Source organism: Stenotrophomonas sp. HMSC10F07, from assembly GCF_001807895.1.
Taxonomy (GTDB): Bacteria; Pseudomonadota; Gammaproteobacteria; order Xanthomonadales; family Xanthomonadaceae; genus Stenotrophomonas; species Stenotrophomonas sepilia.
On record NZ_KV791416.1, the window covers coordinates 51,154 to 76,119 of the forward strand.

At 66.4% G+C, this 24,966-nt stretch carries 24 protein-coding genes; 5 read left to right on the forward strand and 19 right to left on the reverse strand.

Annotated features, from left to right (window positions below; genetic code table 11):
- On the reverse strand, positions 1-263 hold a 263-nt coding region (locus HMPREF3114_RS13990), incomplete at its 3' end, for a hypothetical protein (protein WP_049414598.1).
- Between the two features lie 142 nt (positions 264-405).
- Between HMPREF3114_RS13990 and HMPREF3114_RS13995 the strand changes: the two genes are divergently transcribed.
- Complete coding sequence (locus tag HMPREF3114_RS13995) at positions 406-783, forward strand: VOC family protein (RefSeq protein WP_005416164.1); 378 nt, start codon at positions 406-408, stop codon at positions 781-783.
- Positions 784-824: 41 nt separating this feature from the next.
- On the opposite strand, the gene HMPREF3114_RS14000 is transcribed toward HMPREF3114_RS13995, so the two are convergent.
- The 6 genes from HMPREF3114_RS14000 to HMPREF3114_RS14025 all read right to left on the reverse strand — a co-directional run bounded on the left by HMPREF3114_RS14000 (position 825) and on the right by HMPREF3114_RS14025 (position 8,652).
- A complete protein-coding gene (locus HMPREF3114_RS14000; RefSeq protein WP_053499146.1) occupies positions 825-2,246 on the reverse strand; it encodes an efflux transporter outer membrane subunit in 1,422 nt (473 codons plus the stop codon).
- The gene (locus HMPREF3114_RS14005; RefSeq protein WP_053499148.1) at positions 2,240-2,977 is read right to left on the reverse strand and encodes an SDR family oxidoreductase; all 738 of its coding nucleotides are present in this window, start codon (positions 2,975-2,977) and stop codon (positions 2,240-2,242) included. Before HMPREF3114_RS14005 ends, HMPREF3114_RS14000 begins: the two co-directional genes overlap by 7 nt.
- Positions 2,978-3,044: 67 nt before the next feature.
- Positions 3,045-6,215, reverse strand: coding sequence for an efflux RND transporter permease subunit (locus HMPREF3114_RS14010; RefSeq protein ID WP_053499150.1), 3,171 nt, complete (start codon positions 6,213-6,215; stop codon positions 3,045-3,047).
- Positions 6,216-6,342: 127 nt separating this feature from the next.
- Positions 6,343-7,566: an efflux RND transporter periplasmic adaptor subunit gene (locus HMPREF3114_RS14015; protein WP_053499152.1), complete on the reverse strand. Its 1,224-nt coding sequence runs from the start codon at positions 7,564-7,566 to the stop codon at positions 6,343-6,345.
- Positions 7,567-7,657: 91 nt separating this feature from the next.
- A complete protein-coding gene (locus tag HMPREF3114_RS14020; protein ID WP_053499154.1) occupies positions 7,658-8,428 on the reverse strand; it encodes an SDR family NAD(P)-dependent oxidoreductase in 771 nt (256 codons plus the stop codon).
- Complete coding sequence (locus HMPREF3114_RS14025) at positions 8,425-8,652, reverse strand: hypothetical protein (protein WP_049414419.1); 228 nt, start codon at positions 8,650-8,652, stop codon at positions 8,425-8,427. The genes HMPREF3114_RS14020 and HMPREF3114_RS14025 overlap by 4 nt, the downstream gene beginning before the upstream one ends.
- Positions 8,653-8,799: 147 nt before the next feature.
- Here HMPREF3114_RS14025 and HMPREF3114_RS14030 point away from each other — a divergent pair, with 147 nt between their 5' ends.
- Entirely contained in the window at positions 8,800-9,831 is a 1,032-nt protein-coding gene (locus HMPREF3114_RS14030) for a LysR family transcriptional regulator (protein WP_005416157.1), read from the forward strand.
- A 121-nt stretch (positions 9,832-9,952) separates the two neighbouring features.
- Here the strand turns inward: HMPREF3114_RS14030 and HMPREF3114_RS14035 are convergent, their stop codons facing one another.
- Positions 9,953-10,648, reverse strand: coding sequence for a YiaD family glycine zipper/OmpA-like lipoprotein (locus HMPREF3114_RS14035; protein ID WP_005416156.1), 696 nt, complete (start codon positions 10,646-10,648; stop codon positions 9,953-9,955).
- A gap of 139 nt (positions 10,649-10,787) precedes the next feature.
- On the reverse strand, positions 10,788-12,203 hold the full coding sequence (locus HMPREF3114_RS14040) for a cryptochrome/photolyase family protein (RefSeq protein ID WP_053499156.1): 1,416 nt from the start codon (positions 12,201-12,203) through the stop codon (positions 10,788-10,790).
- A 109-nt stretch (positions 12,204-12,312) separates the two neighbouring features.
- Here HMPREF3114_RS14040 and HMPREF3114_RS14045 point away from each other — a divergent pair, with 109 nt between their 5' ends.
- On the forward strand, positions 12,313-12,897 hold the full coding sequence (locus HMPREF3114_RS14045; protein WP_053499158.1) for an SMI1/KNR4 family protein: 585 nt from the start codon (positions 12,313-12,315) through the stop codon (positions 12,895-12,897).
- Positions 12,898-12,916: 19 nt separating this feature from the next.
- Here the strand turns inward: HMPREF3114_RS14045 and HMPREF3114_RS14050 are convergent, their stop codons facing one another.
- The 4 genes from HMPREF3114_RS14050 to HMPREF3114_RS14065 are packed head-to-tail and all read right to left on the reverse strand — an operon-like array spanning position 12,917 to position 18,582.
- On the reverse strand, positions 12,917-13,531 hold the full coding sequence (locus tag HMPREF3114_RS14050) for an inorganic diphosphatase (RefSeq protein WP_053499160.1): 615 nt from the start codon (positions 13,529-13,531) through the stop codon (positions 12,917-12,919).
- Between the two features lie 10 nt (positions 13,532-13,541).
- Entirely contained in the window at positions 13,542-14,891 is a 1,350-nt protein-coding gene (locus HMPREF3114_RS14055) for a purple acid phosphatase family protein (protein ID WP_229766036.1), read from the reverse strand.
- A 14-nt stretch (positions 14,892-14,905) separates the two neighbouring features.
- Complete coding sequence (locus tag HMPREF3114_RS14060; RefSeq protein ID WP_053499166.1) at positions 14,906-16,021, reverse strand: NHL repeat-containing protein; 1,116 nt, start codon at positions 16,019-16,021, stop codon at positions 14,906-14,908.
- Complete coding sequence (locus HMPREF3114_RS14065; protein WP_070489934.1) at positions 16,021-18,582, reverse strand: TonB-dependent receptor; 2,562 nt, start codon at positions 18,580-18,582, stop codon at positions 16,021-16,023. Before HMPREF3114_RS14065 ends, HMPREF3114_RS14060 begins: the two co-directional genes overlap by 1 nt.
- A 169-nt stretch (positions 18,583-18,751) precedes the next feature.
- On the opposite strand from HMPREF3114_RS14065, the gene upp reads away from it, so the two are divergent.
- Both upp and HMPREF3114_RS14075 read left to right on the forward strand, forming a co-directional pair.
- Positions 18,752-19,384: a uracil phosphoribosyltransferase gene (upp, locus tag HMPREF3114_RS14070; protein ID WP_005416149.1), complete on the forward strand. Its 633-nt coding sequence runs from the start codon at positions 18,752-18,754 to the stop codon at positions 19,382-19,384.
- Positions 19,385-19,570: 186 nt separating this feature from the next.
- Positions 19,571-19,864, forward strand: coding sequence for a PsiF family protein (locus HMPREF3114_RS14075; protein ID WP_053499169.1), 294 nt, complete (start codon positions 19,571-19,573; stop codon positions 19,862-19,864).
- A 41-nt stretch (positions 19,865-19,905) separates the two neighbouring features.
- On the opposite strand, the gene HMPREF3114_RS14080 is transcribed toward HMPREF3114_RS14075, so the two are convergent.
- The 6 genes from HMPREF3114_RS14080 to rsmD all read right to left on the reverse strand — a co-directional run bounded on the left by HMPREF3114_RS14080 (position 19,906) and on the right by rsmD (position 24,748).
- A complete protein-coding gene (locus HMPREF3114_RS14080) occupies positions 19,906-20,793 on the reverse strand; it encodes an MBL fold metallo-hydrolase (protein WP_005416147.1) in 888 nt (295 codons plus the stop codon).
- A gap of 118 nt (positions 20,794-20,911) precedes the next feature.
- Complete coding sequence (gene ggt / locus HMPREF3114_RS14085) at positions 20,912-22,642, reverse strand: gamma-glutamyltransferase (RefSeq protein ID WP_053499171.1); 1,731 nt, start codon at positions 22,640-22,642, stop codon at positions 20,912-20,914.
- Entirely contained in the window at positions 22,639-22,920 is a 282-nt protein-coding gene (locus HMPREF3114_RS14090) for a YfhL family 4Fe-4S dicluster ferredoxin (protein ID WP_004153175.1), read from the reverse strand. Before HMPREF3114_RS14090 ends, ggt begins: the two co-directional genes overlap by 4 nt.
- Before the next feature lie 132 nt (positions 22,921-23,052).
- The gene (locus tag HMPREF3114_RS14095) at positions 23,053-23,544 is read right to left on the reverse strand and encodes a hypothetical protein (RefSeq protein ID WP_004153167.1); all 492 of its coding nucleotides are present in this window, start codon (positions 23,542-23,544) and stop codon (positions 23,053-23,055) included.
- 59 nt (positions 23,545-23,603) lie between these two features.
- Positions 23,604-24,113: a pantetheine-phosphate adenylyltransferase gene (coaD, locus tag HMPREF3114_RS14100; protein WP_005416145.1), complete on the reverse strand. Its 510-nt coding sequence runs from the start codon at positions 24,111-24,113 to the stop codon at positions 23,604-23,606.
- 26 nt (positions 24,114-24,139) lie between these two features.
- Positions 24,140-24,748: a 16S rRNA (guanine(966)-N(2))-methyltransferase RsmD gene (gene rsmD, locus HMPREF3114_RS14105; RefSeq protein ID WP_315970765.1), complete on the reverse strand. Its 609-nt coding sequence runs from the start codon at positions 24,746-24,748 to the stop codon at positions 24,140-24,142.
- Between the last annotated feature and the right edge of the window lie 218 nt (positions 24,749-24,966).

Sequence of the window (24,966 nt, forward strand, 5' to 3'; positions counted from 1 at the left end):
TACAGCGGCGGCTGCCGCGACAGCAGGCGATACAGCGCCTGGTGCTGATCGCGCGCCTGGCAGATGCGGGCCCCTATCGCCAGGAACACGGCGACGCCGATCAGGCCCAGCCCCAGCATCGAATCCTGCAGGCGCAGGAAACCGACCGCTGCGGCCATCGTCGCCAGCACCAGCAGCACCACGACCGCCACCGACAACCCCGCACCCGGTGGACCCGGATCGCCGAACAACATCCGTTGGGTATCCCGCCTTCCGTCCGCCATTGCCTGTCCTCCCGAGTGCCTGACCCACTAGTTACACGGCGAGCCCGCAATCCGGCAGAGTCAGAAACGTCACGAAGGTGAAGACGTACGCGGAATGCACCGCGCTACCCTGCCGCGTACCCCTCGAACTGCGGAGCAGCACATGGCACACCAGAGCCGGCTGGCAGGATTCATCATCGACTGCCAGGACCTTCCCGCCGACGAAGGCGCCCGTTTCTGGGCCGCCGCGCTCGGTCTGCAGGCACAGGCGGCGCGTGCCGAAGGGGGCGCCGAGTATGCCGACCTGCTGGGCGCACCGGCGGGCCTGGACGTTGAAGTCCAGCGGGTCGATCACCCGTCACGGGTGCATCTGGACATCGAGAGCGACGACATCGATGCCGAGGCCGACCGCCTGGAGAAGCTCGGCGCGCGACGGATAGGCTTCGTCAAGCGCTGGTGGGTAATGGAAGCACCGACCGGCCATCGCTTCTGCATCGTGCGCATGCGCGAGCGCGAGGTGCCGGCCAATCAGTGGCCGTGAAAGAGCAAGGGGACGGACGCCACGGCCTCCGTCCCCCGGAGTCACTGCACCTGCGCCACGCTCGGTTGCTGCGGCGATTGCCCCCAGCCTCCGAGCGCCTTGTACACGCCCACCACGCTGACATTGACCTCGGACTCGGCCGCCGCCAACGCATCATCGGCTGCCAGCTGCGTGCGCTGCGCATCCAGCAGTGTCAGGAAGTCCTCCGAGCCCTCGCGATAGCGGATCTGAGCCAGCGATTCGGCACGCCGTGCCGCCTGCGCCTGCTCGACCACGATCGCCAACCGTGCCTGCTGCTTGGAATAGCGGGTCAGTGCGTTCTCGGTGTCTTCCAGGGCCAGCAGTACCGCCTGCTCATACTGCGCGGCCACGCCTTCGGCTTCAGCCTTGCTGGCACGCAGGCGTGCACGCACGGTGCCGAAGTCGAATGCCGCCCAGCTCAGCGATGGGGTCAGCGACCAGGCCTTGTTGTTGCCATTGACCAGGCCGCTGGCATCGCCACCAAGGAATCCGACGAAGCCGGACAGCGACAACCGCGGGAACAGGTCCGCCGTGGCCACGCCCACGCGTGCGGTCGCAGCCGCCAGGCGCCGCTCGGCCACGCGCACGTCGGCACGCTGGCGCAGCAGTTCGCGGGTATCGCCCAGCGGCAGTGCCTTGGCGAAGGCCGGTACGTCGTGCGGCGCGAGCATGTCAGTCAGCACTTCCGGGCGCTGGCCGAGCAGCACGGCCAGCCGGTTGCGCGACTGCGCCTCGGCCACTTCCAGCAACGGGATGTCCGCCTCGATCGCCTTCAGGCGGGCACGGCTGCTCTGCACATCCAGCTCGCTGCCTGCGCCCAGCTGCCAGCGCGCCTCGGTCAGCTTCTGCGTATCGCGCAGGTTTTCCAGCGTGTGCTGGGCCACCGCGATGCGCTTCTGCGTACCACGCAGCTCGAAGTAGTTGCGTGCCACTTCAGCGGCGATCAGGACCTGCGCATCGGCCAGGTTGGCCTGCTCGGCACCGAGGTCGGCGCGTGCGGCTTCAGCAGCACGGCGCTTGCGGCCGAACAGATCCAGCTCCCAGCCGGCGTCGAAGCCGAGCTGGTAGCTTTCACTGAACACCCGCTGCCCACCCAGCTGCGGATCGGGTTGCTTGCGGCGGTCGTAGCTGCCGCCAGCGGTGACGTGCGGCGCCTGGTCGAGGCGGCTTTCCACGAACACCGCGCGGGCCTGGCTGACGCGGGCCACGGCCACGCGAAGGTCCAGGTTGTCCGACAGTGCGCCGTGCACCAGCTGTTCCAGCACCGGATCATCGAACTGCGCCCACCAGCTGGCGACCGGCGAAGCGGTACTGAACACCGGCTGCTGTGCACCCTGCAGGACCACCGGTTCCTGCACCGGGGCCTTGTAATTCGGGCCGACGCTGACACAGCCCGCCAGCACCAGGCTGGAGACGGCCATCGCCAACGTGCGGATCACCATGGCAGCACCTCGCCCAGGTAGGTGAAGCTGCCGTTCGGGCCTTCATGGCCGATCAGCGCCATCTGCACGCTGGAGCGCGCGCCTTCGGCGATTTCGATTTCGCCGTGGCCACCGTTCATGTCGGTCTTCACGTAGCCCGGATGCACGGTGTTGACCTTGATCGGCGTGCTGCGCAGTTCGTGCGCCAGTGCCAGGGTCCAGCTGTTCACAGCGGCCTTGGAGGCGTTGTAGGCCGGAACCTTCATGTCGTAGATGCCCGACGCCGGATCGGCATGCAGGGTCTGCGAACCGAGGATGCTCGAGACATTGACGATGCGGCCAGCCTTGGCCTGCTGCAGCAGCGGCAGGAACGCCTGGGTCACCGCGACCAGTGCGTAGACGTTGGTGTCGAAGGTGCGGCGCCAGGTGTCCAACGACTGCTCAGACGGCCGCTGCGCCGGATTTTCCAGCAACACGCCCGCATTGTTGACCAGGATGTCGAGGCGGCCGTGGCGCTCGCGCACCTGCTGCACGGCCTCGGCAATGCTGGCGCTGTCGGTGACGTCCAGCTGCAGTGCTTCCACCGGCAGGCCCTCGGCCTGCAGCTTCAGCGCCTGCTCCACGGCGGCCTCACGCTTGCGCCCGGCCAGCAGCGTATGCACGCCGTTGCTGGCCAGCTGGCGTACGGTTTCGGCGCCGATGCCGCGGGTGGCGCCGGTAACCAGTGCGATCTTGTTCTGATGGGAATTCATGGAGTCATGCCTTGATGAGGGGGAAAGCCGACACCGACCGGGCGGCCAGTGTCGGCAACATTCCCTGTCAGTGATGGATGGTTGGTTCGCCGTGCTGCACCAGCTGGCCACCACCGTTGCGGGTGACGAACTTGCGCAGGGCCACGTAGAACACGGGGGTGAGGAACAGGCCGAACAGCGTCACACCCAGCATGCCAGCAAACACGGTGATGCCGGTCACCGAGCGCACTTCGGCGCCTGCACCGTGAGACAGCACCAGCGGCACCGTGCCGGCGATGAAGGCGATGGAGGTCATCACGATCGGGCGCAGGCGCAGGCGGCAGGCTTCCAGCGCGGCTTCAACGATACCCTTGCCGCCCATCTCCAGCTCTCTGGCGAATTCGACGATCAGGATCGCGTTCTTGCACGCCAGGCCCATCAGCACCACCAGGCCGACCTGCACGAACACGTTGTTGTCACCACCGGTCAGCCACACGCCGAACAGCGCGGACAGCAGGGTCATCGGCACGATCAGGATCACCGCCAGCGGCAGCGACCAGCTCTCGTACAGCGCGGCCAGCACCAGGAAGGCCAGCATGATCGCCACCGGGAACACGATGAAGGCGGCCTTGCCCTGGGTTGCCTGCTGGTAGCTCAGGTCGGTCCATTCGGTGGTCATGCCCACCGGCAGTACCTTGGCGGCGATCTCGGTCAGCTTGGTCATCGCCTCGGCCGAGGACAACAGGCGCGGGTCGGCTTCACCGGCCAGGTCCGCTGCCGGATAGCCATTGAAGCGCAGCACCGGGTCCGGGCCGAAGGTCTGCTTGATGGTGACCATCGAACCGATCGGCACCATCTCGCCGCGGTCGTTGCGGGTACGCAGCTTGCCGATGTCCTCGACCGTCTCGCGGTACGGACCATCTGCCTGGGCGATCACCTGCCAGGTGCGGCCGAACTGGTTGAAGTCGTTGACGTAGGCCGAACCCAGGTAGGTCTGCAAGGTGTCGAACAGCTCGGTGAGCTGCACGCCCTGTGCCTTGGCCTTGACGCGGTCCACCTCGGCATCGAGCTGCGGCACGTTGGCCTGGTAGCTGGAAATCGGGAAGGCCATGCCCGGGGTCTGCGCGACGGTGCCCTGCATGGCCTGCACCGCATTCTGCAGCGCGCCGTAACCCAGGTTGCCACGGTCCTCGATGAACATCTGGTAGCCGTTGCCATTGCCCAGGCCGAGGATCGGCGGCGGCATCATCGCGAACGCGAAGCCTTCCTGCAGGCCGGCAATCTTCTGGTTGATCTCGGCATTGATCTGCGCCGCGGTGCGGCCATGGCGCTCGGCGAACGGCTTGAGCGGGATGAACGCCACACCGGTGTTCGGCGTATTGGTGAACTGCAGCGCGTTCAGACCGGGGAACGAGATGGTGTGAGCGACGCCATCGGTTTCCTGGGCGATCTTGGCGACCTTGCGCAGCATTTCATCGGTGCGGGCGATCGACGAACCTTCCGGCAGCTTCACACCGGCGATCAGATACAGCTTGTCCTGGGTCGGAATGAAGCCCGGCGGCACCAGCTTGAAGATCACGCCGGTACCGACCAGCAGGATCGCGTAGACCACGAACACCGCACCGCGGCGGCCGAGGATGCGGGCCACGCCACGCTCGTATTTCTCCGAGCTGGACTTGAAGAAGCGGTTGAACGGACGGAACACCCAGCCGAACAGGCGGTCGATCAGGCGGCTCGGGCCGTCCTTCGGCGCACCATGGGCCTTCAGCAGGCGCGCGGCCAGGGCCGGCGACAGGGTCAGCGAGTTGATCGCCGAGATCACCGTGGAAATGGCGATGGTGACCGCGAACTGCTTGTAGAACTGGCCGGTGACACCGGACAGGAACGCCATCGGCACGAACACGGCACACAGCACCAGCGCGATCGCCACGATCGGGCCGGACACCTCGCGCATGGCCTGGTGTGCCGCCGCGGTGGGCGACAGGCCTTCCTCGATGTTGCGCTCGACGTTCTCCACCACCACGATCGCGTCGTCAACCACGATGCCGATCGCCAGCACCAGGCCGAACAGGCTCAGCGTATTGATCGAGAAGCCCAGCAGGTACAGCGCGGCGAACGTACCCACCACCGACACCGGCACCGCGATCAACGGAATGATCGACGCACGCCAGGTCTGCAGGAACAGGATCACGACCAGCACCACCAGGGCGATCGCTTCCAGCAGCGTGGAGACCACGGCCTTGATCGAGTCGCGCACGAAGATGGTGGTGTCATACACCGCTTCGTACTTCACATCGGCCGGCATGGTCTTCTGCATCTCGTCCATCGTCGAGATGACCTGATCGCGGATTTCCAGCGCGTTGGCACCCGGCGACTGGAAGATACCGATACCCACCGCGTTCTTGCCGTCCAGCTGCGAGCGCAGGGTGTAGTCGCCCGCACCCAGTTCCAGGCGGGCCACGTCGGACAGGCGCACGATCTCGCCATCGGTGCCGCTCTTGAGCACGATGTCGCCGAATTCCTTTTCGGTCTTCAGCCGGCCCTGGGCATTGATCAGGGTCAGGAACTTGCTGTCCGGCAGCGGTTCGGCGCCGAGCTGGCCGGCCGAAACCTGCACGTTCTGCTCGCGCATGGCACGCACCACGTCGCTGGCGGTCAGGCCGCGCGAGGCCACCTTGTCCGGATCCAGCCAGGCACGCATGGCGTAGTCGCCGCCACCGAAGATCTGCGCGTCACCCACGCCCGGAATACGCGCCAGCGCATCCTTGACGTGCAGGCGCGCGTAGTTGCGCAGGTACAGGGTGTCGTACTTGCCTTGCGGCGAGGTCAGGTGCACCACCATCAGGAAGGTCGGCGACTGCTTCTGCGTGGTCACGCCCTGCCGGCGCACGTCCTCGGGCAGGCGTGCCTGCGCCTGCGCCACGCGGTTCTGCACCTTCACCGCCGCCGCGTCCGGGTCGGTGCCCGGGCGGAAGGTGACGGTCATCTGCAGCACGCCGTCCGAGCCGGCCACCGACTTCAGGTACATCATGCCTTCGACGCCGTTGATCGCCTCTTCAAGCGGCGTGGCGACGGTCTCGGCAATGACCTTGGGGTTGGCGCCCGGATAGACCGTGCGCACGACCACCGACGGCGGCACCACTTCGGGGTACTCGCTGATCGGCAGGATTGGAATCGTGATCAGGCCTGCGGCGAAGATCACGATCGACAGCACCGCCGCGAAGATCGGCCTGTCGATGAAGAAACGGGAAAAGTCCATGGAGGAATTCCTGGGAAAGGCATTCGGCGGGCAACAGCCACCCTGCCCCTCGCCGATACGACGAAGGCAGGGAAGGCTGCCGCTGGCGCCGGCAGCTAAGCGGGGACGCGGATCAGGAGACGGCGGATCAGTGGTTCAGTGCGGCGGTGGCATCGCGGCCCGGTGCCTGCACGGCCTGCGGCTGCATTGCCACGGCCTTGGCCTGCACCGGCATGCCCGGCATGAAGACCTTCTGCACGCCGTCGATGATCACCTTGTCTCCTGCCGCCAGGCCGTGCTCGACGATACGCAGGCCTTCAGCGGTGCGGCCAAGCTGGATGTCGCGGCGCTGGGCCTTGCCATCCTTGTCGACCACGTAGACGTACTTGCGGTCCTGGTCGGTCAGCACGGCCTTGTCGTCGATCAGCAGCGCCTGGAACTGGCCGCTGCCAAGCAGCTGCACGCGGGCGAACAGGCCCGGCGTGAACTGGCGATCGGCGTTGTCCAGCAGCGCACGGACGCGGATGGTCCCGGTACTGCGGGCCACCTGGTTGTCGAGGAAGTCGACCTTGCCCGTGTGCGGGTAGCCTTCTTCACCGGACAGGCCGACCTTCACCGGCAGCGCGCTGTCACGCTCGCTCGGGCGCTCGCCCTTGCGTGCCATCTGGGCGTAGCGCAGGAAGGTGCTTTCGTCAGCATCGAAGTAGACGAACACCGTGTCCAGCGAGACCAGCGTGGTCAGCACGCTGGCGCTGTCGCCGGCGGTGACCAGGTTGCCGGCGGTGACCATCGCGCGGCCGGCACGGCCGTCGATCGGTGCCCGTACCTTGGTGAACTCAAGATTGAGGCGGGCTGCATCCAATGCTGCCTGCGCGGCCTGCACGGCGGCGCCGGACTGGTCGGCAGCCGCACGGCGCTGCTCGGCGGTCTCGGTGGAGATCGCCTGCTGCTCGGACAGCCGCTTGGCACGCTCGGACTCGCTGCGGGCCAGCGTGGCCTGGGTACGGGCGCGGGCCAGTTCGGCGGCCGCCCGATCGTACTCGGCCTGGTAACTGCGCGCGTCGATGGTGAAGAGCACTTCGCCCTTCTTCACTTCCTGGCCTTCGACGTAGTTGACCTTGTCGATGTAACCGGACACGCGCGGACGCAGTTCAACGCTCTGCACCGCTTCGACGCGGCCACTGAACTCGTCCCACTGGCTGACCTGCTTGACCAGTACCGGCGCGGCGCTGACCTGCGGCGGCGGCGGTGCACCGGCTTCTTCGGCATGGCCGCCGCTGCAGGCTGCAAGCACGGCCGCGGCGAGGATCGACACGCCGGCCATCGCAATGCGATGTCCGAAACGATGTGGGGTGGTATTGGGGGAAGTCATGGCATGCATCCGTACGGAGGGGTGGTACAGCTATATGGGAACGTGTTGCAAAAATCGGCGGCGAATACTGCGACCTCAACCATGGTCGAGGTCAAGCGATGCCTGCGGTGTCGCGCCAAAGCGGGGGAACTTCCAGGTGCAGCAGGCCACGCGGCAATTCGGCATCGCTGCTGTCGCAGCGGACGATGGCGCGGTTGTCGCGGCACCCATCAAGCAGGGAGACCACACGACGACCGACCAGCAGCGAGCTGGGCCACTCGATGCAGGCATTGGCCGCGTTGGCCGGGGTACACACCGGGCTGCAGACTTCCAGCATCTGCGCGCGCACGCCCAGCGCCTGCGCTTCCTGGTGCACCACCTGCGCGTACATGCGCAGTGCGGCGGTGGTGATCGAGGTCTCGCCGTAGCCCGCCCAGGGCTTGGCGTTGGCCGGGCTGCCGATCATCACGTAGCGGCGCGCATGCACGTTGTCCTGCAACAGCGGCAGCAGGTGGCGCACGGCGTGCACGTGCGGCATCAGGTCGGCCTGCATCGCGCCCAGCAGCTCATCGCCGTTGCGGTCGATCACCCGGCCGCGACGGTAGGGGCCACCCATTGCCGCGATCACCGCCGCCAGCGGACGCGGGCGCTGCGCGATGCGCTCGGCCAACGCGCGTGCCGAGCCGTCGTCGCTGAGCGAGCCCAGCAGCGTCTCCAGTCCGGGCTCATCCGCGAACTGCTCATGCAGCGCGGCCAGCCGGCCCGGATCGCGGCCAACCACCAGCACCGGGCTGCCGGCTTCCAGCAACGCGCCGACCACGCCCTGGCCGACGGCACCGGTACCGCCAAGGACCAGGACTTCGGGCGTCAGTATCCCATTCACGGGACATTTCCTCCCAAATCCGGGATAGTCCCAATTCGACGCAGGCGGTCGCCCTTGTGCGGGACCAGGCGGATGGCACCGCCACGCTGCTGACGCATGGGGGCGGTAAACTCACGAAAGTCCTTGTGTACCAAGGAACTCGGACGGGCTTCGACGGTCATCGCCAGGTCCAGGGTGTTCTGGCCGGCGTTCCGGAGTCGAGCAAGAATGTTGCGCAGGCTCATGGCGGACGGGCTCCAATTAACGAATGGCGCCACGATAGACCTCAAACCTTTACTTGATTAGTCCTGATTAAGGGGAATAATCATCCCGCTCCCGGTCCAATCGTTCTGTCACGATTGTCCCATCCCCGACGTCCAGGATCCCCGACCATGTCCCACGATCTCAACGAGACGCTGATCTTCGTCAAAGTGGTCGAGCAAGGCAGCTTCATTGCCGCTGCCAAATCGCTCGGCCTGCCCAAGACCACGGTCAGCCGCAAAGTGCAGGAGCTGGAAACGCGCCTGGGCGCGCGCCTGCTGCACCGGACCACGCGCCGCCTCGGCCTGACCGAAGCCGGTTCGATCTATCACGAACATTGCCAGCGCATCGCACGCGAGCTTGAAGAGGCCGAAAGCGCGGTGAGCCAGCTGCAGTCCGGCCCGCGCGGCTGGCTGCGCTTCACTGTGCCCTACTCGATCGGCATCACCTGGATTGCGCCGCTGCTGGGCCAGTTCCATGCGCAGTATCCAGAGATCCGCCTGGACATGCACATGGGTAACGAGAAGCTGGACCTGATCGCCGGTGAAGCGGACCTGGCGCTGCGCGTGGGTGCCCTGCCCGATTCCAATCTGGTCGCGCGCAAGCTGGGCAGCCTGCGCACGCAGGTGTTCGCCAGTCCGGCCTACATTGAGCGCTATGGCGAACCGCTGCATCCGGAAGAGCTGCAGTTCCATCGCATCCTGGCAATGCGCAAGCCGTACCACACCGGCAATTCGCCGCGCTTCACCTGGCAGCTGGGCGAGAACGGCGGCGAGCTGCGCGATTTCCCGGTCACCCCGCTGATGACCGCCAACGACATGTCTGCGTTGAATGGTGCATTGGTCTGTGGCGAAGGCCTGCTGCTGACCGGTGATGTGATGGCCAAGCCGTTCGTCGAATCGGGCATGGTGCGCCGCGTGCTGGCCGGCTGGACCGGCCCGGAAGTGGACTTCAATGCCGTGTTCGCCGGCGGCCGCCTGGTCTCGCCGAAGGTGCGTGCGTTTGTCGACTTCCTGGTCGAGAAGCTCAACTTCGATGCCAACTACATGCTGGCGCAGTGCCCCGGCGCGAAGCTGGCACAGCAGCAGAAGGCACAGGAAGATGCCGCGCTGGAAAGCAGTGGCAAGCGGATACTGGAGAAGGTGGCGGCTTCGGCGGCATGACCGGCTCTACATACGCAATCGGTGTGCCGAGCAGGCTCGGCACCTACGAAAATGCCGCCTGCAAGGGCGGCATTTTCGTTCCGGCCGATGGCCGGACCGGCTCAAGCAGTAACGCTGCGCGTTACTGCTTGAGCGGAATCACGCGAATCTCGACGCGGCGGTTCTTGGCGCGGCCGGCATCGGTGCTGTTGTCGGCAATCGGGTACGCCTTGCCGGCGCCCAGCGTTTCGATACGCACGCTCTGCACGCCCTGGCCGATCAGGTACTGCGCGACCGAGTCGGCGCGTTCCTTCGACAGGCGATTGTTGACCGCGTCGCTGCCGATGCTGTCGGTGTGGCCAACCACCTCGATCATGGTCTGGTTGTACTCACGCAGCGTACCGGCCACGCCGTTGAGCGAGCCATAGAACTGCGGCTTCAGGGTCGCCTTGCCGAAGTCGAAGGTGATGCCGTCCGGCAGGTTCAGCATGATGTTGTCGCCCTGGCGCTGCACATCGATGCCGGTGTTGGCGGTGCGCTCGCGCAGTGCACGTTCCTGGCGATCCTGGTACTGGCCGACGGCGGCACCGCTGAGTGCGCCGATACCGGCACCGATCAGCGCGTGCTGGCGCCGCTCGGTAGCACTGTCGCCGGTCAGCAGGCCGGCCGCCACGCCGATGGCCGTACCGATCAGCGCGTTGCGGCCGGTCCGGTTCTGCTGTTCGGTCGGATTGCCGTACTGGTCACTCTGCACATAGGAGCCGCCGGTGGCGCAGGCCGACAGGACGGCCGCACTCATCAGGGCCAGTGCGACGTTGCGGGTGGTGTTGCGGATCATGAGGTTCTCCTTGGTTTCCGGTCGGCCGGCGGCTTGCGGGCGCAGAGAGGATAAACAGCCGAATGCGATGTCGGGATGATGATCCGGTGCGCCGACAGGGGCGCGTTCAGCTAACTGACCGGATCGCTCGGGTCACCCTTTACCCCGCCCCCGACTGGCGGTATGCCGCCAGCGCAGCGTCGCGGCCCTCAGCCAGGTCCACCATCGGCGTGCGTGGATAGTCAGGCGCGTGTGCTGCCAGGAGCAGGGGATGCTGCCACGGCGCGAACCGCGCCTTCACCGGCAGTGCCGCCAGCTCAGGCACCCAGCGGCTGATGTAGCGGGCCTGCGGATCGAACTTCTCGGCCTGGGTGACCGGGTTGAACACCCGGAAGTACGGCGCTGCATCGGCGCCGGTCCCGGCCACCCATTGCCAGCCCATCGTGTTGTTGGCCAGGTCGGCATCGACGAGGGTGTCCCAGAACCAGCGCGCGCCATGCAGCCAGTGCGCGCGAAGGTGCTTGCACAGGTAGCTGGCCACGATCATCCGCACCCGGTTATGCATGTAGCCGGTGCGCCACAGCTCGCGCAGTCCGGCATCAACGATCGGCACGCCGGTGTTGCCGCGCTGCCAGTCGTGCAGTTGCGCTGCAGTCGGTGCCGCCCAGGGGAAGCGTTCGAAACGCGGATTGAGGTTGTCCGTGGGCGTCTTCGGAAAGTGATGCAACAGGTGGTAGGCGAAATCACGCCAGCCCAGTTGCCGCAGATAGCCGTCGATGTCGGCATCGGTGCCAGCACTGCGCAGTCTTTCCAGCGCATGCGCGATGCGCCACGGTGCGATCTCACCGAAATGCAGGTGCGGCGACATCCGCGAGGTGCCCACGCGGTCGGGCAGGTCTCGCTGCTCGCGGTAACCGCGCAAGGCGCCGTCCTCGAACACCGACAGCGCCTCCAGCGCACCGGCTTCACCCGGCTGCCAGTACTCCCAGAAGCCGGTATCCCAATCCAGCGTCGGTGCAAGCTGGAGATCATCAAGTGCGAGGCTGTCGACCGCGTGCGGCGTCAGTGCCTCCGGTGCGGCCTGCAGTGCCGGCAGGCGCCAATGACTGAGCACATTGCGCCAGTACGGTGTGAACACCTTGTACGGCTGTCCCTGCTGGGTGGCGATGTCCCAGGGCTCGAACAACAGGCTGCCATTGCAGCTCTGCGCGTCGACGCCCTGCTCGCGCAGCGTGCGCTTGATGGTAGCGTCGCGAGGCTGGGTGGCCGGCTCGTACTTGCGGTTCCAGTACACCGCCTCGGCGCCGGTCTGCTCGATCAGCAACTGCAGGGCCGGCAGGCTGTCACCACTGCGCAACACCAGCGACGAGCCGCGCGTGCGCAGGTCGGCATCCAAGGCACCCAGTGAACGGTGGCGCCACGCATCGGAGGCGGCACCCGGCGTCCACTCCCCCTCTTCATGCGGCGCGTGGATGTAGACCGGCACCACATGGTGACCGGCATCCAGCGCGGCCTGCAGGGCCGGATTGTCCTGCAGCCGCAGATCACGGCGGAACCATACCAACGCTACCGACACAGGTAATGCCTTCGTTGTGGAAGGCGCACATGATAGCCAGCGGTGGTGAAGGCGATGCGCGCAGACGCCGTCTGCTAGGCTGCACGGCCGCTACCCGATGGACTCTGACATGGATGATCTTCACGCCTCATTCGCCCGCTTCGGGCTGCTGCATGCCCAGCACGAGAGCGACTGGCAGGGCCCGTTCCCGCTGCCTCCGGTACTGGCACGCTTCTACGCGCAGGTCGGGCCGCTGGGCGAAGTGATCAATGCCCGGGTAGGCACCGCCGGCATCACCGTTCCCGGCCTTGATGTCTGGATACCGCCGCTGCAACGCCTGTGGAGCCATCAGGCCGGCTATCGATGGCATGGCATCAGCGGCGAACGGATCAACGACTGGCCCTCGAACTGGCTGGTGATTGCCGATCGCAGCGCTGATCCGTTCATCCTCGATCTGGACGACGGCCGTGTGCTGTTCAGCCATCACGGTGCCGGCCTGCTGGATGCCGACGAAATGGCTGCCGACGTGCCGACCCTGATGGCAGCTCTGGCTGCAGCAGGCACGGTGTACCTCGATGCCGGCGATGACCTTTACAACGACGATGACGATGGCGGCATCCGCCCTGAACACCAGGACGCAGCCGTACAGGCGGTGGCCCGGGTACTGGGCGACCGCCTGCAGGCCGAATCGTTCATCGAGACGTTGCTGGACTGAATCCACGCATGGCGCGGATCTACCTTTCGAAGCGCTTCATCGCTTCGCTGATCAGCGCCCGCGCCTCGGCGGCGTTGCCCCAGCCGTCGAGCTGCACCGGGTTGCGCCCGGCCGGCAGGTCCTTGTAGACCCGGAAGAACGCTTCGATGCGCTGTCTTTCGATCTCCGGCAGATCGGCCAGGTCGCGGATGTTGGCGTAGGTCGGGTCAACCTTGTCGGTCGGCACGCCGATGATCTTCTCGTCGTGCTCGCCGCCGTCGATCATCTTCAGGTAGCCAATCGGCCGGAAGCGCACGATCACGCCCGGATGCAGGGGTTCACGGGTCAGCACCAGCGCGTCCAGCGGATCGTTGTCGCCAGCCAACGTGCGCGGCATCGAACCGTAGTTGGCCGGATAGGCGACCGGCATCGACTGGAAGCGGTCCACATGCACCAGGCCGTCTTCCTTGATCTCGTACTTGGTGAAGCTGCCGGCCGGAATCTCCACCGCCAGATTCACTTCCTGCGGGGCTTCCCTTGGTTGGGCCACCAGGAAGGGATGCAGCACGGTATCGGCAGCGGTCACCGCTGTCGCGAGCAGGAGCAGGGCCCCGCCGATGGCAGCCATGGGGACAAGACGGCGTACGGTTTTCATCTGGATCTCCTCATTCCCAGCAGCGATCGGCGCGGCCCTTGGCAGTCTGCGCACGCGGGCAGTTACGCTGCGTGATGCGGCCTTCGGTCAGCTCCATGCGCTGTTTCCCCCCCTTGGCATCGCGGCGCAGTTCGAAGGCATCGTAGAGACGGCCGGTCACGGTGCGCGCTTCATAACGCAGGCGCTGCGGGTCGATGTTCAACACCTGGAACAACTGGGTGTCTTCGGCCACTGGGTTCATCGTCCTGCGCGCTTCATCGGACACGCGGTACTGTTTCGGTCCGGCTACAGTCACCACGTACTGCGGCGTTGCGGCCTGCCCTTCGCCACGGCGGCCATAGGTGTGGTCGTGGCCCTGCAGCACCAGATCGACGTTGTGGCGGCGTACCACCGGCAACAGCTCGTCACGCAACGCGGCGTTCTCGCGCCCTTCGCGCGGCGAGTAGAACGGCTGGTGCAGCAACACGATGGTCCACGGCTGCGGATTGCCGGTCAGCACCTTGTCCAGCCATTGTGCCTGTGCCGTAGCGGTGCCGAGGTCGAGTGCCGATGTGCCGTCTACCACGGCCACGCGCACGCCCTGCGCATCGAACCAGTAGCTGCTCTGCTGCGCAGCGCCGGCACCATTGCCCGGCAACGCGAACGTGACCGGCCAGTGGCGGCCCAGCACGCGGCGCTCCTGCGGGGTGTCCTCGAATTCCTCGAAGTACTCGTGATTGCCTATGGCCGGCGCCACCATCGTTTCCTGCGCCAACCAGCCGACGGCGGCAAACCATTCGCCCCACTCGCTGTCATCCATGTTGTCGCCGCCGCTGACCAGGTCGCCGGCAAACAGGCTCATGCGTGCCTGCGGTGCGGCCTTCTGCGCGGCACGCACCACGCGACTGACATGGCTGACGTTCTTGTTCTGGGTATCGCCGAAGTAAAGCAGGGTCAGCGGCTGGTCGGCGGCAGCCAGCGTGCGCAGCTGGTTCCATGCACTCCAACTGCCATTTCCCTGCACACGGTAGACGTACTGGGTATCCGGCTGCAGGCCATCGATATCTGCACGATGGTGGTGCGACAGGCCGTTCTCGGTCTGCAGCGCGCGGGTCGTCGCACGAACCTGGCGGATGCCTTCGATGGCCGGCGAATCTGCGGCCATTGCGATCTCCAGCAGCGGCGCCTGCACGCTGCCATCGGTGCGCCAGGCCACTGCGAACCCATGGCTGGGATCGACCGCCGGCGAGGCGACGATGCGGTCCGGCACCGTCGTCGCTGCGTAGTGGCGGCTATCTGCCGGCACCTGGGTGTTCGGTTCAGCCGCCGCGAACGACAGCGACGGCAGCGCCAGCAGCAGGCCCAGGGCCAGCGTGCGCATCACGCGCTGCCGGCTCATGCGCCACACTCCAGCGGCAACGCCAGTTGCTTGGCGATGCTCTCCCAGTCGAACGCCACCACGCCCTGGTCGTCATGCACGGCATACAGCGCACCGTGCGGGAAGCGCGTGCTGGCTTGCTGCATCATCCAGATGCCATCGGTGTTGGCCACGGTATTGCCCTGGAACGCGCCGACCGGCTTCAGCGTGTGCCGGTCGAACAGATGGAACACGCTGCGCTGCTTGCCCTGTTCGGTGGTGATCCACCAGCCATCCTTGCCGCAGGTGCGCAGGGCCACGCCTTCGGCCTGTGCCTTGAACACGTCGCGGCCGAAGGTGGTGCCGGTGAAGCGGCCCGCGAGGGTGTAGACCTTGAACTCGCTGGCGTAGCTCTCGTCCTCTTCGGCGATCAGCAGGCGGTCGTTCTCGGGATCGCCCCAGATCGACTCGACCACGCGCAGCGCACCAGTCTCGGTGGTATCGCCGATGCTGGCCACCAGCTTCGCGTCGACCTTCTCACCATTGCGGGTCACGTGATACTGGCGCACGCGCTTGTCCAGCTCGGCCAGCGGCGGCAGGATGTCGCGCCCCTGTGCATCCTCGCCGTTGTCCCAGGAGTCGGTGACGTAGACGCTGTAGCCATCGGCACGGCGGTCCACCCACAGCCCGTAAGGCTTGCGCAGGTCGTCCGCCGCGAACGTCGCCAGCGGCGCGAAGTCCGGCAGGCGCAGTACCTGCACGCGGTGATTGTCGCGCTCCACGATCCACAGCAGGTCGTCGGTCACCGCGATGCCGTTTGGGCGGTCGAACTGCCCCGGTGCGGTGCCGCTGCTGCCGACGTCACGCAGGTGCTGGCCGGTGCTGCCGTCGTAGACCACCAGCTTGTCGGTGGCCTTGGCAGTGGCGATCAGCCACAGTACGCCGTCCGGCGCGCGCCAGGCCGCCGGCGAGTCGATGTTGTCGGCCGGGGTCATCGGTGACAGGAACGCTTCGGCGATGGTGGCCACCTTGCGCTCGCCACTGGCGGCCGGCGAGGCCGCTCCCGCAACCGGATCGTTGCCGGTGGCCGGCGTGCAGCCGGCGACCAGCGTAGCCGCCAGCGCGGCGGCCAGGACAGTGACGCCACGCCCCATCACAGCGCCACCTTCAGGCCCAGCGCATAGGTGCGGCCGTACTCTTCCAGCTGCAGGGTGCGCGAACGGGTGCCCTGGTACAGCTCCAACGGCTTGTCCAGCAGGTTCTGCGCCTCGAAGTACACGCTCACGCGCGGGGTGAACTTGTAGTCAAGCGAGAAATCGAGCTGGGTGTTGGGTGCCACGTAGATGTCGAATGCGCGCCCCTTGCCGATGCTGTCCAGGTACTCGCTGCGGTACACGGCCGCCAGGCGCGTGCTTACACCATGCTTTTCATAGCCGATGTGTGCGCTGTAGACATGCTTGGAAGCGCGCGGCAGCGTGAAGTCCTCGCCCGCACGGTCCTTGATGCCGGCATCGAACTTCGTATCCAGCCAGGTGCCACTGGCGCCGACCAGCAGGCCATCCAGGCCGTCCGGCAGGAAGGCCAGCTGCTGCTGCCAGTTGAACTCCGCACCACGCACGGCGGCCTTGCGACCATTGATCGGCTGCGTCACATCGAATCCACCGTAGGCCGGATCATTGGTGCGCACGGTTTCGACGATGTAGCCATCGATCGACTTGTGGAACAGGCCCAGCGAAACGATGCCGCTGCTGCCGATGTACTTCTCCACCGACAGGTCGATGTTCTTCGACTCGTACGGATCCAGTTCCGGGTTACCCAGGCGCACTTCCTCGTCACCACGGCTGTAACCCACGCGCGGCGAGACGTCGCCGAAGGACGGGCGCGATACGGTCTTGTTGGCCGAGGCGCGCAGCACCCAGTCATCAGCCGCGTCATAGCGCAGGTGCAGGCCCGGCAGCACGTTGGTGTAGCTGCTGTTGGCCACGCGCGGGGTGACGGTGAAGCTGCGGCCGTTGGCGGCCACGTCCACCTGGTTGCCGGTCGCCTTGAAGCGGGTGTTCTCCACGCGCACGCCGCCGATGAGGCGCAGCGCGCCCACGTCCCAGGTACCCATGGCGTAGCTGGCGAAGATGTCTTCGCTGGCCACGTAATCCTCTTCCAGCGACGTCATCGCATTGCCGCCGACGTCCTGCGGGCGGGCGCTGTACTGGCTGCCATTGGCCGCCCAGAAGGCACGCATCGCCGCCGAATCCATGCCGTCGCCGAAGTTGCCGTGGCGATGTTCGGGCGAGGAGGTGGTCCAGCCCGCCAGCGCCACCTTCGGGCCGACGCGCAGTTCGCGCTCATCCACATTCACGTCGCGGTCGCGCCAGCGGCCCAGCAGACCGAACTTGATGCTGCTGCTGTCGCCGTCGAAGCGCACGTTGACCTGCGCGCTGTGCTCCTTGTCGTTCACCTGCTTGGGCGATAGCACGAAGCGGTCGAACGCGTAGTTGCTGTTGTCCAGCCACTGCGGGTTGTCGAAGCTGTAGCTGGGCAGCCGGCTGCTCTGGTCCAGGCTGCCGTTGAACGCCTTGCCGTTGAGCTTGAAACGTGCCTCCATCTCGTCGTTCACGCGCTCTTCGGTACGGGTGTAGCCGATCCGGTAATCAACCACGGCGTTGGGCAACGTGTTCTCGCCGCCCAGGCTGGCCGCGAAGGTGTTTTCCTTCTTGGTGCGGTAGCGCATGCGCTTGTCGATCGAGTCCTTCGGCATGCCATCCAGGCGGTACTGGTCGGTGCCGGTCTTGACCATCTTCGCGTCGTCGAAGTTGAAGATCACGCGCTGGCGGGTCTCCGCATCGTCGAACTGGCTGTACAGCGTGCGCAGGTAGTACCTGCTGTCTTCGTCCGGCCGCCAGTCGAGGTTGAGGTTGGCGCCGATGCGCTTGCGCTCGATCTCGTACTTGCGGTGCTGCAGGTTGATCGCGGTCACGTCACCGGGGGCGGCATCGTCCTCGCCGTCGTACTCCACTTCGGTGTTGTCCGACTCGAACCGGCGCTTCTGGTAGTTCACGCCCAGCGCCACGCCGAAGGTGTCGTTGAACACTTCGCTGTAGTTGAAGGCCGCCTTCGGGCTGGTCTCCCCGGACAGCTGCTGGTGGCTGCCCTCGATCTTGCCACGCAGGCTGCGACCGTCGCGGTCGAAGGCCGAGGCCGATTCCACCAGCACGGCACCGCCGATGGCATCACCGGGCATGTCCGGGGTCGGCGACTTCACCACGCGCAGGCGTTCGGTGGAATCGGACGGGATCACGTCCAGCGGCGCGGCACGGCTGGAGTCCTCCGGCGTGCCCACGGCGATGCCATCCACGCTGACGCTGTTGAGATTGGCGTCCAGGCCACGGATGACCACGAAACGGCCCTCGCCCTGGTCACGGGTCACGCTGATGCCCGGCAGGCGCTGCAGCGACTCGGCCACGTTCTTGTCCGGGTACTGGCCCAGGGCATCGGAGGACACCGCGTCTTCGATGGCGTCGCTGCCGCGCTTGAGGTCGACCGCGCGGATCTGCGATTCGAGCTGGGCGCGCACCTCGATACGGTCCAGGTCGACCGCGTCGGCCGCCACGGCGCCGGTGGCGGCTACCGCCTGCTGCCCGGCGGCCTGCAGCGGGGCGGCAGCCCCCATCGCCAGGGTCAGGGTGATGGCAACGGCCAACGGAGTCTTGATATGCACTGGGAATCCCCATTCCTGTTAAGAATGGGTCTGCACGGTATGTCCGCAAGGTTGCATGGCCGTGACATGCCTCTGCACATTTCATGTACAGCGGCCCCGGGCCCGGTTTGGGCTTCGCCCCGCCAATCCGGCAAAATGGCGGCCTCTCTCCCTACTCCCCTTCCCGACCATGAAGATCGTCGAAGTGCGCCACCCGCTGGTGCAGCACAAGATCGGCCTGATGCGCAACGCTGCGCTCAGCACCAAGGATTTCCGCGAACTGGCCAACGAGCTGGGTACGCTGCTGGCCTACGAGGCCACCGCCGACCTGGATACCGAGCCGCACACCCTGGCCGGCTGGGCCGGCCCGGTGACGGTGCAGCGCATTGCCGGCGCCAAGATCACCGTGGTGCCGATCCTGCGTGCCGGCCTGGGCATGCTCAGCGGCGTGCTGTCGCTGATTCCGGCCGCCCGTGTCAGCGTGGTCGGCCTGCAGCGCGATGAAGAAACCCTGCAGCCGGTACCCTACTTCGAGCGCCTGACCGGCCGCCTGGAAGAGCGCGACGCACTGATCCTCGACCCGATGCTGGCCACCGGCGGCACGCTGATCGCCACCATCGACATGCTCAAGCGCGCCGGCGCCCGTCGCATCAAGGGCATCTTCCTGGTGGCCGCGCCCGAAGGCATCGAAGCAGTGAAGGCCGTGCATCCGGACGTGGAAATCTACACTGCGGCCATCGATGCCCAGCTCAACGACAAGGGCTACATCCTGCCCGGACTGGGCGACGCGGGTGACCGCATCTTCGGCACCCGCGTCGGCTGATCCGGCGAACCGTGGTCGGATCCCTCTCCGCAGGAGAGGGCTCTGACCCGACAACCGTTCGCCGGCCCGCTTCGCCGCGTCACGTGAACGCCCGTGGACGCGGATGTGGCCGACGCGTGATTCTTCACGTGGCCTTACCGGTCGGAAGCGAATGCTCCGCGCACCCGCCACCGCTTGGAGCTCCCGATGAAGGCCTCTTTCCTGCTGGCCGCCGTCCTGCTGGTCGGCCTGCCCCTGACTGCCAATGCCACCACCCCGCAGCAGCAGCGCATGGCCGAATGCTCGGCCAAGAACAAGGGCTTGACGGGGGATGCCTACAAGAGCGCGCAGAGCTCCTGCCTCAGCGGTCATGCCGCCGAAACCAAGCCGGTCAATACGCAGCAGGAACGCATGCGCAAATGCAACGCTGACGCAGGCGCGAAGAAGCTGGCCGGCGATGCGCGCAAGACCTTCATGAGCAGCTGCCTGAAGGCGTCGTAACGACGCGTGATGTAGAGCCGAGCCCACGCTCGGCTCTGCCATTAACCCAGGGCGCGCGCCTTCAGCTCGCCCTGTTCGTGCAGGGTCACGAAACGTCCCTTGTCATCACGGCCCAGCTGCGCCAGCGCCACCTGCGGGTCATGGGTGAAGAACAGCCGCACGTTGCGCGCCAGCTTGTCTTCAAGGAACTGCCGTTTCTCGTCGATCAGCAATTCGGCATTGCGGTCATAGCCCATGGTGATCGGCACGTGCACCCATGAACGACCTGGGATGAGGTCGGCACAGAACACCACGCCACCGTGCGCATCTTCACCGGCATGCGCGTGGCCAACGATCTCGGCCAGCATCAGCCCCGGCGTATGCCCATCGCTGTAGCTGAAGCGCACGCTGCGGCCGAGCGCCTTCGAGTACTCCCCCTCCACTACTTCCAGGCGGCCACTGGCCTGCAGCAGGCCGGGCAGCTCAGGAATGAAACTGGCCCGATCGCGCGGGTGTGGCCGCACGGCGCGCTGCCAATGCTGCGCACCAACCACATAGGTTGCGTTGGGGAACAGCAGTTCGGGCTCACGCCCTTCGCTCCATGCAGCAAGCAGGCCACCGGCATGATCGAAGTGCAGGTGGCTGAGCACCACCACGTCGATGTCCTCGTGCTCGAAACCCGCTTCGCGCAGTGAATCGATCAGCACGTGCTGGCTTTCCTGCACGCCATAACGCTCGCGCATGCGCGGGTCGAAGAACGCACCGATACCGGTTTCAAACAGTACTGTCTTGCCTTCCAGCGGACTGGCAAGCAGCGCACGGCAGGCCAGCTCGATGCGATTGAGCTCGTCCGGAGCCGCCCATTTTTCCCACAACGCACGCGGCGCGTTGCCGAACATCGCGCCGCCGTCCAGGCGCTGCGAGTTTCCACGAATAGACCAGAGTTTCATGCGTCGATTATCGGCGCCGGACTGTTAAATAATCGCTAGAAAGGAAACAGGAAACCCCGCCGGTTGGCGGGGTCCTGGTGATCTGCCAGATCGCCGGCCAGTGGCCGGCACCGCCACATCAGTGGGCCGGCACGACCTGGGCACTGCCCACCGGATTGCGCGGGTCGCTGCCGCCGAACAGCTTGTTCGCCTTGCGGTCCCATTCCACGGTCTGCAGGTTGCCCCACACGTGGCTGGAACCGCGACCGCCGGCGGCGACATTGCCCGGCAGGTCGATCCTGTGGCCCATCGCCTGCAGCTGCTTCACCGTCGCCGCGTCGAACGCATCGTCCTCGGCTTCGATCAGATCCGGCAGCCACTGGTGGTGGTAGCGCGGCAGCGCGGCAACCTGCTGCGCGTCCAGGCCGGCGTCGTAGCCGAGGATGCCCAGCAGCACCATGGTGATGATGCGGCTGCCACCAGGCGTGCCCAGCACGATCACCTTGTCGCTGTTTTCCATGAAGGTCGGCGTCATCGAGCTGAGCATGCGCTTGCCCGGCTTCGGCGCATTGGCCTCGTAGCCCATCACGCCGAAGGCATTGGGCGTACCCGGCTTCAGCGCGAAATCGTCCATCTCGTTGTTCAGCAGCACGCCGGTGCCCTTGGGAATGAGCCCCGAGCCGTACAGCAGGTTGACGGTCTGGGTGGCGCCGACGCGGTTGCCGTCGCGGTCGATGATCGAGAAGTGCGTGGTCTCGTCGTCTTCCAGCGGCGTCGGATTGCCCGACAGCAGGTCGCTGGGCGTGGCCTTCTCCGGATGGATGGTGGCGCGCAGGCCCTGTGCGTAGTCCTTGCTGGTCAGCACCTTCTGCGGGATCTGCACGAAGTCCGGATCGCCGAGGAAGAACGTACGGTCGCGGTAGGCGCGGCGCATCGACTCCACCACCAGGTGGGTACGGTGCGCCGGATCCATCTTCCTGATGTCCCAGCCTTCCAGGATCTGCAGCATGCTGGCCAGCGCGATGCCACCGGACGACGGCGGCGGCGCGGTGGTGATCTTCCAGCCGTTGTAGTTGAACACGATCGGCTCGCGCTGCTTCACGCGATAGCCGGCCAGCTCTTCGGCGGTCCACCTGCCGCCGGCCTGCTTGACGCCTGCCAGCAACAGCTTTCCGGTCTGGCCCTTGTAGAAGCCGTCGAAACCTCCAGCGGCCAGGCGCTCCAGCGTCTGCGCCAGCTCCGGCTGCTTGAACAGGTCACCGCTGGCGATCGGCTTGCCGTTGCGCAGATAGACTTCACGCGTGCCGGGATAGCGCTCCATCACTTCACGGCGCGACGCATAGCCCTTGGCCATGCGGTCGTACACCGGGAAGCCTTCGCGTGCGATCCGGATGGCCGGTTGCAGCGATGCAGACAGCGGCAGCTTGCCGTGCCTGGCCGACAGTTCGACCAGCGCCGCAGGCAGGCCCGGAATACCGGCCGACCACGCACCGTTGACCGAGCGGTCACGGTCCAGGTTCCCCTGCTTGTCGAGGAAGGCCTGCGGGGTCGCGGCGGCCGGTGCGGTCTCGCGCGCGTCCAGCATCACGTCCTTGCCGGTGGCCGCGTCGTGCAGCAGGAAGAAGCCACCACCGCCCAGCCCGGAACTGATCGGCTCGACCACCGCCAGCGTGGACGACACCGCCACCGCAGCATCGAAGGCGTTGCCGCCCTGCGCCAGAATGTCGATGCCGGCCTGGGTGGCCAGCGCGTGGCCGCTGGCAATGGCTGCGCCGTCGGGGCGCTCGGCACGGGCCGGGCTGTCGGCCCAGGCGATCGGACTCAGCAGCAGGCCGAGCAGCAACAGGGGGCGGACGATCAGCGTCTTCATTCGGATGGGGGCTCCGCATAGAGTTCGGGGTGATCGTGCTGCAGTTGGCGCAGCTTGGCCAGCAGCTGGTCTTCCGTTTCCACGATCTCCGGATCCGGGTCGATGCACTCGACCGGGCAGACGACCACGCACTGTGGCTCGTCGAAATGACCCACGCATTCGGTGCAGCGCGCAGGGTCGATCACGTAGATGGTTTCACCCATCGCAATGGCCTGGTTCGGGCAGGCCGGCTCGCAGACGTCGCAGTTGACGCAGAGCTCGTTGATTTTCAGCGACATGGCGATACTCCTCGCCCGCGCCTTGGGACAAAGGACCGGCCAGCGCGGGCGCGCGGGCCGGTCAGGTCATCAGCGGCGCCCTTGCAGGACGCCGCCCGGGCCATGCCGGAGCATGGCCGCCATGGCTCGGTATTACTTGGCTTCGACGAAAATGTACTCGGCACCGGTCGGCTGGATCGCAGCCTGCACACGGGCGTTGTCGGCCGACTGGCCGATGAAGACGACGCGCACGCCCTTCATCGAATCCGGCGACACGTCCTTGAACACGGCCTGGATCATGTCAGCCATCTTGCCCGAGGCCGACGAACCAAAGGCCAGCATGTTGCCCGGCTGCACGCCACGGGCCACGGCCTGGGTCGCGCTCTCGGTCTGGCGCTCGTACTTGGCCTGGAAGTCCGGGTCCGATTCCGGGGAGAGGTAATACAGGAACGGGCTGTTGGTGATGTTGCCCATGTTCTGGATCGCCACTTCCTGCAGGTACTTCTTCCAGCCGGCATCGTCGTCCTTGGACGGAGCGACCAGGGCCTGCTTGGCCTCGTCGACCGGAGCGGCCTCTTCCTTCTTGCAGGCGGTGAAGGCCAGGGCCAACGAAGCGATCAGCATCGCGCGCATGGTGGTGTTCATGGATTTCCTCCCGGAATGGTGCGTGGTGTTGTACGTAATGGGGTGCAGGTACGGCGGGCTTACGACTGTGCCGCCTTCGCTTCGCGGACCTTGCGCAGGGCTTCGAGCACCGCGGCCGGCACGAAACCGGACACGTCGCCGCCCAGGCGCGCGATCTCGCGGACCAGCGAGGACGAAATGAAGCTGTGCTGCTCGGCCGGGGTCAGGAACAGGGTCTCGACCTCGGGGATCAGGTGGCGGTTCATGCTGGCCATCTGGAACTCGTACTCGAAGTCGGACACCGCGCGCAGGCCGCGCAGCAGCACCCCGCCCTGGACCGAACGTACGAAATGGGCCAGCAGGGTATCGAAGCCGATGACTTCGACATTGCCATGGTGGGCCAGGGCGCCACGCGCCAGCTGCACGCGCTGTTCCAGCGGCAGCGCCGGGCCCTTCGACGGGCTCTGCGCCACGCCGACCACGACCTTTTCGAACAGCGGCGCGGCCCGGCTCACAAGGTCGATGTGACCGTTGGTGATCGGGTCGAACGTGCCGGGATAGACGGCAATGCGGCGGTTGGCCACGGTCATGGGCGGTAGCAGATGTTCAGATGAGGTCAAAGTGTAGCAGTGGCACGGCGGTACAGGGCAAAGCGCACCTCACGGGTGCCGCCCTCGCGGTGCAGCAGCCAGCCCTGCGGCAGCACCGGCACGTGGCCGGCCGGCGATTCCAGGTACAGCCAGGCATCGGCTGCCAGGTGCCGCGGCAGCTGGGCCAGCACGTCCTGCCACAGGCCATCGGCGAATGGCGGGTCGATGAACACCAGATCGGCCTGCTGCGCCTGCGCACCCTGCAGCCAGCGCACGGCATCGGCCTGCACGACGCTGATCTGGTCGCTGGCCTGCAGCTTGGCCACGGCGGCGGTCAGGTTGCGTCCCAGCTGCGCATCGCGCTCGACCAGGGTGGCGTGGGCGGCACCGCGCGAGACGGCTTCCAGCCCCAATGCGCCGCTGCCTGCGAACAGGTCCAGGACGCGGACCCCGCCCAGCTTGGGCATCAGCCAGTTGAACAGGGTCTCGCGCACACGATCGCTGCTGGGCCGAAGCCCCGGCAGGGTCGGCACCGGCAAGCGGGTATTGCGCCAGCGACCGCCGATGATGCGGACCTGGCCGTCGTTGCCCCCACGGCCGCTCACCGGCGCCCCCGGCGGGAGGTATTCGAGAATTTCAGCATGAGCGGGATTGTAGTTCGGCCGGGCGGCGCCCGGGGACGCGCCAACGCATGCGCGCTGTCGCTCCCACGCTTCGCTGCGCGAAACGCGGGCCCCACTTACCAGCTTCCATACCCCCGCCGCTTCGCGGCCGCCCCCTGACTCAGGGGGCTCTACCCCAGACGCGATCCGATGCTCGACATACAGGCGGGGTCAGATCCGTTTTCCGCAGG